Origin of the sequence: Pseudomonas sp. B6002 (genome assembly GCF_013385985.1) — a bacterium.
Lineage (GTDB): Bacteria > Pseudomonadota > Gammaproteobacteria > Pseudomonadales > Pseudomonadaceae > Aquipseudomonas.
In genome coordinates, this window is record NZ_JACAOY010000042.1 from 24315 (window position 1) to 38074 (window position 13760).

Annotated in this window: 10 protein-coding genes; 3 read left to right on the plus strand and 7 right to left on the minus strand. The window is 65.4% G+C overall.

The features are described 5' to 3' along the window. Window positions 1–68 precede the first annotated feature (68 nt). The 7 genes from HX792_RS30030 to HX792_RS30060 form a co-directional block, all read right to left on the minus strand. The gene (locus tag HX792_RS30030) at window positions 69–1844 is read right to left on the minus strand and encodes an ABC transporter ATP-binding protein (protein WP_176999454.1); all 1776 of its coding nucleotides are present in this window, start codon (window positions 1842–1844) and stop codon (window positions 69–71) included. Next, entirely contained in the window at window positions 1841–2650 is an 810-nt protein-coding gene (locus tag HX792_RS30035) for an ABC transporter permease (RefSeq protein ID WP_176999455.1), read from the minus strand. The genes HX792_RS30030 and HX792_RS30035 overlap by 4 nt, the downstream gene beginning before the upstream one ends. Further along, complete coding sequence (locus HX792_RS30040; RefSeq protein ID WP_176999456.1) at window positions 2647–3705, minus strand: ABC transporter permease; 1059 nt, start codon at window positions 3703–3705, stop codon at window positions 2647–2649. Before HX792_RS30040 ends, HX792_RS30035 begins: the two co-directional genes overlap by 4 nt. After that, a complete protein-coding gene (locus HX792_RS30045) occupies window positions 3698–5254 on the minus strand; it encodes an ABC transporter substrate-binding protein (RefSeq protein WP_176999457.1) in 1557 nt (518 codons plus the stop codon). Before HX792_RS30045 ends, HX792_RS30040 begins: the two co-directional genes overlap by 8 nt. A 3-nt stretch (window positions 5255–5257) precedes the next feature. Further along, window positions 5258–6445, minus strand: coding sequence for an LLM class flavin-dependent oxidoreductase (locus HX792_RS30050; RefSeq protein WP_176999458.1), 1188 nt, complete (start codon window positions 6443–6445; stop codon window positions 5258–5260). Between the two features lie 138 nt (window positions 6446–6583). Continuing rightward, the gene (locus HX792_RS30055) at window positions 6584–7315 is read right to left on the minus strand and encodes a class II aldolase/adducin family protein (protein WP_176999459.1); all 732 of its coding nucleotides are present in this window, start codon (window positions 7313–7315) and stop codon (window positions 6584–6586) included. 15 nt (window positions 7316–7330) lie between these two features. Continuing rightward, window positions 7331–8374 (minus strand): ABC transporter substrate-binding protein, encoded by a 1044-nt coding sequence (locus HX792_RS30060; RefSeq protein ID WP_176999460.1) that lies wholly within the window; start codon window positions 8372–8374, stop codon window positions 7331–7333. A gap of 364 nt (window positions 8375–8738) precedes the next feature. Between HX792_RS30060 and HX792_RS30065 the strand changes: the two genes are divergently transcribed. The 3 genes from HX792_RS30065 (at window position 8739) to HX792_RS30075 (ending at window position 13697) form a co-directional block, all read left to right on the plus strand. Then, window positions 8739–9971 (plus strand): acyl-CoA dehydrogenase family protein, encoded by a 1233-nt coding sequence (locus HX792_RS30065; protein WP_176999461.1) that lies wholly within the window; start codon window positions 8739–8741, stop codon window positions 9969–9971. 140 nt (window positions 9972–10111) lie between these two features. Then, window positions 10112–11878, plus strand: a complete 1767-nt coding sequence (locus HX792_RS30070) for an ABC transporter ATP-binding protein (RefSeq protein ID WP_176999462.1) — start codon at window positions 10112–10114, stop codon at window positions 11876–11878. Continuing rightward, window positions 11871–13697 carry an ABC transporter ATP-binding protein gene (locus tag HX792_RS30075; protein WP_176999463.1) on the plus strand — a complete coding sequence of 609 codons (1827 nt, stop codon included), beginning with the start codon at window positions 11871–11873 and terminating at the stop codon, window positions 13695–13697. The genes HX792_RS30070 and HX792_RS30075 overlap by 8 nt, the downstream gene beginning before the upstream one ends. The last annotated feature ends 63 nt before the right edge of the window (window positions 13698–13760 follow it).

A 13760-nucleotide genomic window follows, 5' to 3' on the forward strand; every position in this document is an offset into this window, starting at 1 on the left:
AATCTCTGTACACACGATCCACTGTAGGAGCCGGCTTGCCGGCGATCACCGCACCGCGGTGCCATCCATCACCCCAACGACGGCGAATGCTCCAGCAACGTGCGCGTATACGCTGCCTGCGGCCGGTCCAGCACCTCATCCACTGCGCCCTGCTCCACCACCCTGCCCGCCTTGAGCACCAGCACCCGGTCGGCAATCGCACGGACCACGCCGAGGTCGTGGGTGACGAACAGCAAGGTCAGCCCTTCGCGCTGCAATTGGCGCAGCAGATCGAGGATCGAGGCTTGCACCGACACATCCAGTGCCGAGGTGATTTCATCGCAGATCAGCAGCTTCGGTTCGCACAGCAGCGCACGGGCGATGGCCACGCGTTGGCGCTCGCCGCCCGACAAACTTCCGGGGTACAGGTCGGCGACCGAGGCCGGCAGCGACACCCGCGTCAGCACCGCTTCGACCCGTTGCCGCGCCGCTGCCCCCTTCACGCAGAAGAAGTGTTCCAGGGGCGCACTCAGCGTCTGGTACACCGTCTGCCGTGGGTTCAACGCCCGGTACGGGTTCTGGAAGATGTACTGGATCGGGTGCCGCTGCCCCGCCTCACGCCGGCGTGCCTGCAAAGGTAACGCCTGCCCCGCGTAACTCAATGCGCCGGTGGCGTTCTCCCCAAGGCCGGCAATGGCCCGGGCCAGACTGGTCTTGCCTGAGCCCGACTCGCCCACCAGCGCCAGGCATTCGCCCGGCTGCACTTGCACGTTGATGTCGAACAGCACTTGGCGGTCGTAAGCGACATTCAACGCGCTGACCGTCAGCAACGAAGCTTGGGTATGCGCCGTGACGCTTGCAATCGGTGTCAGTGCGACCGCCTGCAACGGTCGCTCATGGGGCGTCCAACAGGCCACGGCATGGGCGATGTCCACCGGCAAGGTGGGCTCCGCCCGCGAACACGCCTCGGTAAACCGCTCGCAGCGCGGCCCGAAGCTGCACCCCTGAGGCCGCTGCCCCGGTGCCGGCGCATGCCCGGCAATCGCCTGCAATTCACGCCGGCCCGCCACGTCCGGGATCGCCGCCAGCAACCCTCGGGTGTACGGGTGGGACGGCCGGCTGAACAGCGCCTCCCGCGTCGCCGTTTCGACGATGCGCCCCGCGTACATCACCATCACCCGGTCCACCAGGTCCTTGATCACCGCCAGGTCATGGGACACATACACCGCCGCCACCCCCTGGCGCTTGCACAGGCGGCGCAGGGTGTCGAGGATGTGCGCCTGGGTGGTGACGTCGAGGGCGGTGGTTGGCTCATCCAGTACGATCAGGCGTGGACGCAGCACAAAGGCCAGCGCCAGCATCACACGCTGTTGCTGGCCACCAGACAGCTGGTGGGGAAAACGCCGCAAGAACTCCGGCTCATCCGGCAAGCCGACATCGCGCAACGTCTGCGTGATACGCAGCTGTTGCGCCTCGCGGTCCAACCCCGAGGGGTGCACCGCCAAGGTCTCGCGCAACAGGTGACCGATGCGCAGCGCCGGGTTCAGGGCCGTGGCCGGGTCCTGGGCGACATAGCCGATCAGGCCACCTCGGGCGCGGCGCAGGGCTTCACCGTCAAGGCTCAACAGTGCTTGGCCGCCCACCTGCACCTGGCCGCCGACAATCTGCGCACCGCGCCGCGCATGGGCCAACAATGCGGTGGCCAGGGTGGTCTTGCCCGAGCCGGACTCACCCACCAGCCCGAGGATCTCCCCCGCTTGCAGGCTGAACGAGATGCCCGACACCACGTCCACCTCGCCGGCCAATTCAACCCGCAGGTCACGCACCTGCAACACCGCGCTGTCGATTTCGGTCATGGCATTCATGGCTGTTTAGCTCCCGTCCCTGCGCTGCTGCGGCCGATGCCTTCGGCGAGGATATTGGTGCCGTAGGCAAACACACCGATCAGCACCGCCGGGGCCAGCACCGCCCAGGGTTGTACCAGCAGGCCCGCCTGGTTTTCGTTGATCATCAAGCCCCAATCCGCCGTCGGTGGTGCCACGCCGTAGCCGAGAAAACTCAGGCCCGAAAGCATGCCCACGCCCCACGTCAGCAGGTTGCCGAAGTGCACCAGCAACGGCGTGAGGATGTTCGGCAGAATCTCCTTGAACAGGATGCGCCGACGTGAATACCCCATCATCTGCGCCGCTTCGACAAACTCCTGCCCCGCCACCGCCACCGCGCTGGCCCGTGCCAGGCGGATCACGCCGGGGATGAACGCAATCGACACCGTCAACACGATCAGCCACGGCGCGCGCCCGAGCATCGAGACGATCAGCAACACCAAAATCAGGTCGGGAAACGCCAGGGACACGTCCGCCGACCAGGTGATCCACTGGTCCAGCCGCCGCCGCGACAAGCCGGCGAGCAAACCGAGGGTGGTGCCCACCGCCAGCGCCAGGCTCGCCGCCGCCACCGACATCCACAGCACCGATACGCCACCGCTGAGCAACCGCGACAGCACGTCGTGTCCCAAAAAGTCATACCCCAGCCACGCCGCGCCCGTGGGGGCGCCGTACACCGGGCCGACCATGTCAGTCGGCCCGTGGGGCGCGAGCCAGGGGCCGAGCACTGCCACGGCCACCACCAGCAGCGTGATCAACAGGCCCTTGCGGGTTTGCGACTCGTTCATGCGTCACCTCGGGAACGGCGCCACCACGGCGTGATGCCACGGCGGTTGCGTTGGATCAGGTTCACCCGTCGCGCCGTGCGCAGCTTGGGTGTCAGCAGCACGGTCAACAGGTCGGCCAGCAGGTTGATCAGCACCACGGCCAAGGTGATCACCAGCACAATCGCCTGCACCATCGGCAGGTCGCGCATCTGGATCGCGGCGTTGAGCGCGGTGCCAATGCCGGGGTAGCTGAAGATCACTTCGGCCAGCACCGCGCCGCCAATCAGCGTACGCAAGGTCAATGCGACGCCCTGAATGGCCGGCACCAGCGCATTGGGCAAGGTGTGGCGCCACACGATGCGCCGCTCCGGCACCCCGCGCAGCCGGGCGGCAATCACATAGTCGGACGCCAGCGCCTCGATCATGGCGGCGCGCACCATACGGGTCAGGTACGGCAAGGCGGTGAGGCTCAGGGCCAACACCGGCAGTACCAGAAACCTGAGTTGACGCAGCAGCGACTGGTCCGGGTCGAGGATCGACACAGCCGGCAAAAAATCCATATGGGGCATGGAGAACAGCAGCACCAGACCGATCGCCAGCAGAAACCCCGGCGTGGCCTTGAGAAAGATCAGCAGCGACAGGCCCCAGCGATCCAGCCGGCTGTCGCGCCGCAACGCCAACGCCACGCCCAGCGCCAATGCAGTGGGCACCACCACGGCGATGACGCCCGCCAGCAACACCAGGGTGTAGCCAAACCGGCCCCACAGCAGGTGACTGACCGGCACGTTGGAATCCAGCGACACCCCCAGATCGCCGCGCAAGGCCGCCCCTAGCCAGCGCAGGTATTGCCAGGCAATCGGCTGGTCGAGCCCGAGTTGGTGTTGCAGCGTGAGGATGCTGTCGAGCGGCGCGTCCGGGCCGAGGATCACCCGCGCCGGGTCCGACGGCAGCGCCTGGGTGGCGATAAACACCACCAGGCTGATCACCCAGGCGGTCAGCAGGCCGTAGCCCAGGCGCCCGACAAACCAGGACAGCCACGCAGGTGTGCGTGGGGTGTTGCAGCGCGGCTCAGACATGGTTCAACCACAACTCGTCAAAGCGCCAGGAGGCGAAGGTGGTCTGTTCCGGCGTGAGGCCGCCGACCTTCACCGAAGCCGCGTCCAGCACATCACCGAAGCCCCAGATCAACAGGCCGCCACGCGCGTGCTGGATTTGCTGCGCTTCGTGCACCAGACCTTTGCGCAACGCCAGGTCGGGCTGGGCCAGGGCCTGGCGGTACAGGTCGTCGAAACGCGGGTCATGGAAGTTGCTGCGGTTGTAGATTGCCAGCGGCGCGTCGTTATGCAATGCCGACGCGAGGAAACCACGGGCCGGTGTGGAGCCCGGCGACACTTGCCATTGCTCGCGTTGCGGGCCGTTGAACACGGCGCCGTCGACTTGGCTGACGCGCACTTCGACACCGGCCTTTTTGGCCTGCTGGGCAAACACCAACGCGGCGTTCACGCCCGGCCCCGGCGTGGTGGTCAGTTCCACGCGCAGGTCGGTCTGGCCAGCCTGGCGCAACAACGCACGCGCCTGCTCCAGGTCATACGGGCGCTGGGCAATCGTATGGTTGTAGGTCGGGTCGTGGGGCGAATAGAGGTCGTTGGCGATACGGCCAAAACCGTTCAGGCCTCGGTCCACCAATTCCTGCCGATCAGCCAGCAGGCGGAACGCCTGGCGCACCCGCACATCGTCGAACGGCGGCTTGGCCAGGTTCAGGTTGAAGCCGGTAAACGAGGTGGTCGGCGATACGCTCAATTGCAACCGCGCGTCGGCCTTGAGCAACGCACTGTGCTCGGCCTGCACGCCGCTGGCGACGTCGATCTGCCCGGCGCGCAAGGCGGCGACGCGGGAGACCTGGTCCTTGAATTCGATGATCTCAAGCTCGTCGGCATAGGGCTGGCCGGGCTTGTAGTAGTTCTCGAACCGCGTATACAGCGAGCGCTGGCCGGGTACAAAACGCTTGAGCTTATAGGGGCCGGCGCCCACCGGGTTGGTGATCGGGTCATAGTCGGTGGGCACGATGCCGCCGAAGCTGATCAGGGTTTCATCCAGCGGAAAGAAGCTCTGGCCATGCTTGAAGCGGATTTCGATCGTGCGTTCATCCAGTTTGCGCAAGGCATTGCGGTCGATGGCCCCCACCAGCCCGGCAAACGGCGAGGCCAGCTTGGGGTCGGTGAGGCGCAACAGCGAAAACAGCATGTCGTCGGCACCGATGGTCTTGCCGTGGTGAAACTCCAGGCCCGGCTTGATGCGGATGGTCCAGGCGCTGGCGTCGGCGTTCGGCTCGGCGAATTCGGCCAGGGCCAGGCGCGTGCTGACGTCGGTGTTCCATTCCCAGAACTTGCTGTACAGCGCCCAGCCGCGAATGATCCCGCCGCCCACCGGTTTGTGGGCGTCCAGGTTGCCGGACTGGTCACCGTCGATAATGCCGACACGCAAGCGCCCACCGCTGACAGGTTTGCCGGTAAGGACGGCCGCGCGCTGGGTCGCCGCACCACTGTCACAGCCCCCCAGCAGCAAGCCGCCGCCGATGGCCAGGCTGTTGCCGAGAAACACCCGGCGGGAAAATCCGTCACTCATCACTCAAGCCTCTTCGCGCTGCACGACCGTGTGGGTGACGCCCAGGCGTGGCACGTCAAAACCGTGGTCCAGGTCGAGCAGCGGGAACAACAGGTCGGCCACACGGTGGGCTTCGTCGATCAGCGGGAAGCCCGACAAGATGAACGCCGACGTGCCCTGGGCCTCGTATTCACGAATACGCTCGGCCACTTGCTCGGCGCTGCCCACCAGGTAGGTACCGGCTGCCGGGCCGAGGATATTGAAGCCAAACAGGCTGGGCCCGAGCCACACGTTGGGGTAGATCTCCAGCTCGCGTGCGGTTGGCAAGCGCCCGCTGCGAATAGTGTCGACGTTGCGCTGGGTTTGCGGGTCGTCGCTGTGGAAATCATCGAAGCTCACACCGGGCGGCAGCTGGCGTTCGATGGCGTTGCGCGCAGTCTGCAACGAGGTGCGCTGCAGCAGTTTTTCGGCGTGGGCCCAGGCTTCTTCCTCGGTCTCGCGCACGATGATCTGCAGGCGGGTGCCGAAGGTCAGCTCGCGGCCAATCTTCGCGGCCTCGGCGGCCACCTTGCGGAACTTGTCGCCCAGCTTTGGCGGGGTATTGGCGAAGCTCAGGTACACGTCCAGCAACTGCACCGAATGCTCGACACCTGGCCCCGACGTGCCCGCGCCCCACAGCGGGATACCGGGCTTCTGGTACGGCGGGTGCCAGCCGCCCAAGGGATGGTTGGCCGCACCCGGCGAACGGGGGGCGAGCTTGACGTAGTCGCCGTCATAGCCACGGGTATCGCCGGCATAGAAGCCCTGGAACGCCCGCCAGTATTCGAGGCTGAAGGCGTAGCGTTCGTCATGGGGGTAATGCACGCCCAGTGTCGCCAGGCCCGCGTCATTGCCGTTGACCACGTTGAACAACAGGCGGCCGTTGGAGAACTGGTCGAAGGTCAGCGCCCATTTGGCCAAGACAGCTGGCGACAGCTCCCCCGGGTGTTGGGCCACCAAAAAGCGCAGGCGTTGGGTGGCGTCGATCAACGAAGCGGCCACGGCCAGGCTTTCATTCGGGCTGGAGCCGAGCAAAGAGCCGTAGTAACCCAGGCGATCACTGGCGACGGCCAGTTGCTTGAGGTGGTGGAAATCGGTTTTCCAACGGCCTTCGGGCTCCCACGGATAAGGGCCGTCGGGCGTGGTGAGGTACCAGAGAATTTTTACGGCCATGACAACACATCCTTGAATTAAAAAATCCCCCTGTAGGAGCCGGCTTGCCGGCGATGGCGGCGGCACATCCGACATTGATGTCGCCTGGTACACCGCTATCGCAGGCAAGCCAGCTCCCACAGTTGGACCGAGTGAACCTTAGCTACGACGGTCAATCGCCGGCACCAGGCCCAACGCCGTGGCCTGCTCAAACAACCCGCTCATCTTCCATTGCTGGGTCAACACACCCGGACCATAGGCGCGCGAGCCGCCCAGTGCGTCGGCGAGCAATTGCAGCTGTGCACCCTCCTCCAGCAACAGGATGAATTCCGCCGTGGCGCGCAGCCCTTGCTTGCCCCATACCGTGGAGCCGCCGTTGGCTTCGAGGATGGCCAGGTTGAAGGGGTTTTCGGCGATCTTGTCGAGGATGAAGTCCACCTCTTGCTGGCGGCGGTCGATGTACACCGGCAGTTCACGCGCCAGCTGGTAGCGCTGCACCGGCACGTAATGAAATGGCAGGGTGCGGTGGGTCTGGGCCCAGGCGCCCAGGTACGGCGAATGCACGTGGGACACGGTGGTCACGTCCGGGTGCTGCTGGAACAACTTGGTGTAGCGCCCCAGGCCGCCCTTGCCCTTGCCGAAGATCACGTTGCCGGCAAAGTCGGTGACGGTGGCCTGCAGCGGCTTGCGGTAGTTCCACGGGCCGCCGTAGTTCACCGACACCAGCAGCTCCTGGCCGGGGACGCGCTCGATAAAGCCAACGGTGCCGTTGGCGGTGATGGTGTCTGTTTCGCGGAACACGGTGAAGGCTTCTTCAGCTTCCAGCAGGACCTTGTCGATAAAGGCCTGCAATTCCTGGCTGATGGGTTGTGCGTGGACGATGGCAGTCATGGGGTGTCTCCAGGTTCAGGCGCGGCGCTTGGCCAACAGTTCATGGGCAGCTTGCAGGGGGCGCGGGTCGGCCCAGTCGGCGATGGCAAAATCGCGCTCCAGGAAGCCGTGCAGGTAAAGGAAAGTCTTCTGGGTGTCGAGGAACGCCAGACGCTGGGCCGACAGGTCCGGTGCCAGGGTGGTGTGGAAGTCGCCGCGATAAGCCTCGGCCACACCGGCACTGCCCGCGCGGGTTTCTTCTTCAAGAATCGCGTTGAGGCTGTCGCGGTTGTTCGCGGCCCACTCGGCGGCACTGAGGGTTTGTGCGAGGAAGCGCACCACCAGGTCAAAGTGGTTGTCCAGCAGGCTCTGGTGGACGGTGATCGGACGCGGCGTGCCGTTGTTGATGCGATAACGCGGCTCGGCGATAAGGTCCAGATCGAGGCCCACCACCAGGCCCAACCGGCGCGCCGCGTCAGCGGCCGAAGCGCCCTTGACGTACACCGCGTCCACCTCACCGCGCACCAGGTAATCCAGGCCCGACCACAGGCGCTGCAAACCGCGTTGCGGGTCGGGTGCCTGTTCCTGATCCTGCAACGCCACTTCCACCAGCGTCACGTCATCAAAGCCCAGGCCGGCCAGGCTCAGGGCGCCCTTGTATCCGTGCAGGCTCATGGCCCGGGCAATGCTGCCCGGCCGGCTCTCGCCCCACGCTGGCAGGGCCAGGCGCTTGCCTTTCAAGTCCTCGGGGCGGGTGATGCCGGAGTCCGGGCGCACGAGGATGGTCTGCCATTCTTCGATCCAGGTCAGGCCGATCAGCCGGCTCGGCGCACCGGCCGCACGCGCAGCCAACGCCGGCACATTCCCGCCTTCGCGAAACAGCCCTGGCAGGTCGTGATCGTAGTGATGGCGACCCAACTGGCGGGCCTCCTGCAAGGTGGACACCGGCAGGCCATCGGGGGCGAACTCTTCAGTCAGCCAGCCCAGTTTGTAGGCGATGCCGGACGCGGTCGGCACCGGACAACGGGTAAACCAGATCTGCTCAAGCTCAGGCGTGGGCAGGACAGCGGAAAGGGTCATCGGCAGCTCCATTGAATGGAAAGAGTTGAGTGGAGGGGGTATTGCAGAGGCCGTGCCAAACGGCCAAAACCCCGGTTTACGGGGCTGATGCGCCGTGCTACGCAACGCGATTGCTGACCTGCCAACAGCACTGCTGCTGCGCCAGCAGTCGCCTGGGGGTGTTGCTTCTCCAGCAGCACCCCGTGTGCCTTAGCCCCCCTGCCATGGGGTTTCAGGCGTTGGCGTGGAACTTGCTCAAGCCCCCTCAGACACCGCTCGCCCTTTGTAGGAGCCCGGCTTGCCGGCGATGACATTTTCAAAGACGCCATCGCCGGCAAGCCGGGCTCCTACGGGACGGCGCGAACCAAACCAGAAGGATGAATGCATGACTACGTTTGAACAGGCCCCCATACGCCAACTGCACAGCGAAGCCGAGGCCATCGCCGCCGCCCATGAAATCGCCGTGGAGATCGCTGCCATTGCCGCCGACCACAGGCAAAACGGCCAACTGCCGTGGCGCCAGGCGCAGCTGCTTTCCGAAAGCGGCATCACAGCCATCGGCGTGCCAGAGGCCTTCGGCGGGCTCGGCGCGTCGGTGCAAACCATCGTCGAGACCGTGCGCATCATCTCGGTGGCCGATGGCGGCGTGGGGCAATTGCTGCAGATTCACAACGTGATGCTACGTGGCATCTTCAACGGCTACCCCGACGCCGTGCGTGATCGCCTGGTCAGCGACGTGCTGGCCGGCAAACGCTTCGGCAATGCCCTGGCCGAGGTCGGCGGCAAGAACAAATTCGCGCTCAAGACCCGCGTCGAACGCCGTGACGATGGCGCCCTGGTGCTCAACGGCAGCAAGTTCTACTCCACCGGTTCCTACCTGGCCGAATGGATCTCCCTCACCGCCGCCTCGGAAGATGGTGGCGCGGGCGTGCTGCTCAACCGCAATGCGCCAGGCCTGACCCTGGTGGATGACTGGGAGGCGTTCGGCCAGAAGAACTCGGTGAGCGGCACGGTGAATTTCGACAACATCGTGCTCGATGAAGACTACGTGTCACGGCGCAAAGGCCCGATGAAACGCACCGGGCTGACCTTCCCGCAGATCCTTCACGCGGCCATCGACACCGGCATTGCTGCCGGCGCCCTGTCGGCCGCCGTGGATTACCTCAAGCACAACGCACGACCGTGGGTGGAAAGCGGCGTCGATCACGCCAATGAAGAGCCGCACATCATCAAGCAGATCGGCGAATACGCCGTGGCCCTGCGCGCCGCCGAGTCGCTGTTGCGCGATGCGGCACGGGTGTTTGATGCCCATGAGCTGGACCCGGAGAACAAGCAACTGCAAGACGAACTGATCCTTTCAGTTGCCACCGCCCGCGCCCACTCCGACAGCGCTTCGCTGAAGATCTCCAGCGACATCTTCTCGCTGCTCGGCGCCAGCGCGTCCCTGAGCAAATGGAACCTCGACCGCTTCTGGCGCAACGCCCGGGTGCACACCACCCACGACCCGATCCGCTGGCGCTTGCACCACGTGGGCAACTACTACCTCAACGACGTGGACCCGGGCGAATACACCGCGATCCTCAACGCCAAGGAAACCCAGGGCGCCACCCAAAAATAACCACACGCCCCTGTAGGAGCCCGGCTTGCCGGCGATGGCGTCGGCACATCCACTACAGATGTCGCCTTGTACACCGCCATCGCCGGCAAGCCGGGCTCCTACAACGGGCGAGTGAATTCCTTTTTGCCGATGAGCTTTTCATGATCGAAAGACACCCTCTTCTGCGCAGCCTGGCAATCTACCGGGAAATGCCCTGGCGGTTCAGCCTGGTGGCAGCGCTGTACATCGCCATCAACCTGGGGCTGGTCTGGCAGCAATGGCTGATAGGCCACGCCGTCAACGACGTCAGCGCCGGCCGTGCCGTAGTGCATCACGCCGACGGCAGCCTCGACGCCAGCCTGGGTTGGTACTGGCTGGGCCTGATGCTGGCCGTGGCCCTGGGCCGTGGCGTGCTGCAATACGTCGCCAGCGTGCTGTCGCTGGTGATCAGCCAGGAACTGCTGACACGCCTGCGCGAACGCATCCTGGCCCAGGTGCAAAGCCTGCACCTGGGCTACCACTGGCAGCACGGCATGGGCGAGATGATCACCCGCACCACCCGGGACGCCGACAAGGTGCGCGACGCGCTGATCACCTTCTGGCGGCAGTTGGTCGAAACGCCGCTGGTGGTACTGGCCACCGTGGGCTTGCTGAGTTGGTATGACCCACTGCTGGGCTTGGTGCCGCTGCTGCTGACGGTCACGGGCCTGGGCATTTTTGTGCTGCAAACCGAGCGGCTGGTCGGACTCGACCGTGCCGTCGGCAGCGCTTACGACCGCGTCAATCAGGACCTGAGCGAGGGCATTGGCGGCGTGCGGGTGATCAAATCATTCGCGCTGGAGCAACCGCGTATCCAGGGTTTTGCCGACCAAGTGGCGGTGTTTGCCACGTTGGCGCGGCAGGCCCTGGCCTATTCCAGTTCACGCATCCCGCTGCCCCAGGCGGTGGTCGCGCTGGGGCACGTGTGGATCCTGGTGTACGGCGCGCATCTCGTTGCGGCCGGTCAGTTGGGGATTGGTGAGTTGGTCACCTCCCTGCTGATCGCCACCACGCTGGTATTCCGCATCGAAGGTATCGGCCGGGTGATGCAGACGTTCGCCGACGCCCGCGCCAGTGCCGAGCGCATCTGGCAATTGCTGGATGCACCGGCCGCGATCCGCAGCGGCACTGCCGCCCTGCCCGCCAGTCCCTTGGGGCTCAAGCTGGACGCGGTGAGTGTCACCGCGCCTGGCGGTGGCCGCGACATTCTGCAGGGCTGTTCGCTGACCTTGCAGCCCGGTGAGGTCGTCGCATTGGTCGGCGCCACGGGCACTGGCAAGAGCCTGCTGGCCAGCCTGTTACCCCGCTTGAGCGATGTGACGGCCGGGCGCGTATTGCTGGGCTCGGACCGTCAGGGCTGGCAGGACATCCGCGCGCTACAACTGGGCCCATTGCGCCAACGGGTGCACGTCGTACCGCAGGAGAGCTTCCTGTTCGCCGGCACCCTCGCCGCCAACCTGCGCCTGACGGCACCCGACGCCAGCGACGAACAACTGCGCGAAGCCCTGCACCTGGCCGCCGCCGAAGACGTGTTGCAACGCCTGCCCCACGGCCTGGAAACACCCCTGGGCGATCGCGGCGTCACCCTGTCCGGCGGCCAGCGCCAACGCCTGTGTCTGGCCCGCGCGTTGCTGGGCAAACCGGACATCCTGTGCCTGGACGACGCCACCAGCGCCCTCGACGCCATCAGCGAACGCCAGGTGCTGCACAACCTGCGGCAGCTGCACGGCACGACGGTGCTGGTGATCTCCAGCAAGCTCTCGACCATCCTGCTGGCCGACCGCGTGCTGATGCTCGACGCCGGCCACATCGTCGCCCAGGGCACCCACACCCACCTGCAATCCACCGACGCGGCTTACCGCGACCTGCTGGGGATCGACCATGGCTAACCCGCTGCCAGGCAAAGCCTTGAGCGACATCGAAATCGAAGAAATGCTGGCGAAAAAAGCCCTCGACCGGGGCATGTTCAAGCGCTTGCTGCCACTGCTGCGACCGATCCGCCGTCAGATCCTGATGGTGATCGGCATCGAGATCCTGCTGGTGTTCACCGTGTTCCTGCGCCCGTGGTTCGTGCGCGAACTGCTTGATCGCGGGTTGGTGCAGAGCACCGATCATTGGCTGCTGGATGAGCGCCTGGTGTTGTGGCTGGGCCTGGGCCTGGCGGCGAGCTGGCTGGCGCGCTTTCTGTTGGCCGGGGTCTCGCAGTTCGTCGCCGGCAGCGCGGCGATCCGGGTGCTGAACGCCTTGCGTGTGCAGGTGTTCGCCCATGTGCAGGGCTTGAGCGTGAGCTACTTCGACCAGACCCGTGCCGGGCGCATCATTTCCCGGGTCGACCGCGACGTGGACGCCCTTGAGCCGCTGGTGATCCAGGGCCCACCGGAATTACTCGGCGCCGTGCTGCGTTGCGGCCTTGCGTCGGTGATGCTCTGGCGCATCGACCCACGCTTCTTTCTGAGCCTGGTGGCGACGGTGCCGCTGCTGGTGATCGCCACGTGGAGCTTCAAGCGCATCTCCCAGCGCAACTGGGCCAAGGTCGCGGAAAACCGCAGCCGGTTTACCGCGCACCTGGTGGAAAGCGTCAGCGGCGCACGCCTGTTGCAACAGTGCGCCCAGGAAACGCCCAACCTGCAGCGTTATCGCGGGTTGCTGGATGACTTCAACCACGCGTTGATTCGCGGCAGCTTGCGCTCGTCGTGGTTTGCGCCGTTTACCGCCCTGCTCAGCTCGGCCGGCATTGCACTGTTGTTGCTGGTGGGCGCGTACGGCCTGGCGGCGGGCGACGTGAGTGTGGGCCAGGTGGCTGAAAGCCTGTTCTACGTGTTTCTGTTCTTGGGGCCGCTGCAGGAACTGTCGGACCTGTTCGAGCGTTACGCCACCGGGTCGGCATCAGCGCAACGAATCTTCCTGCTGCTCGATACCCGCCCGCAGATCGTCGACAGCCTCACCCCTGAACCGCTGCCGCTGGCACGCGGTGACGTGCAGTTTGACCAGGTGGGATTCAGCTACGGGCAGACGCCGGTCCTCACCGGGCTGAACCTGCACATTACGGCGGGTGAAGTGCTGGCGATTGTCGGCCCGTCCGGCCATGGCAAGAGCACGCTGGTGCAGTTGCTGACGCGTTTCTACGAAGCCCAGACCGGCGCGGTGCGGCTCGACGGCATTGACGTGCGTGACCTGGCGCAACACACCCTGCGCCGGCATGTGGGGGTGGTGTTGCAGGACAACGTGTTGTTCAGCGGCAGCATTCTCGACAACCTGCGCCTGGCCGCGCCCCAGGCGTCTGAAGCAGCGTTGATTGCGGCGGCCCGTGAGCTGGGGGCGGATGAGGTGTTGGAGCGGCTGCCCCACCAGTACCACACCGAAGTGGGGCCGTTGGGGGCGCATTTGAGCCATGGGCAGCGGCAGTTGGTGTGCCTGGTGCGCGCGTACCTGGCGGACCCCGCGGTGCTGGTGCTGGATGAGGCGACGTCGGCGGTGGATATTCATACGGAGCGGCGGATTCAGCGGGCGTTGCGAAGGCTGTGTGAGGGGCGCACGGCGATCATCATTGCGCATCGGCTGGCGACGATTCGGGATGCGGATCGGATTGCGGTGGTGCGGCATGGGCAGGTGGTGGAAGTGGGGGGGCATGGGGAGTTGATGGAGAGGGATGGGGTGTATGCGGGGTTGTATCGGAGTTATTTGTTGAGTGCGGAGGTGGTCGCGTGATTGTGTGGTGGGGGCATATCCGTTATCTGGATGATGGCTGGAATTGGTTCCGCTCTTACAGCG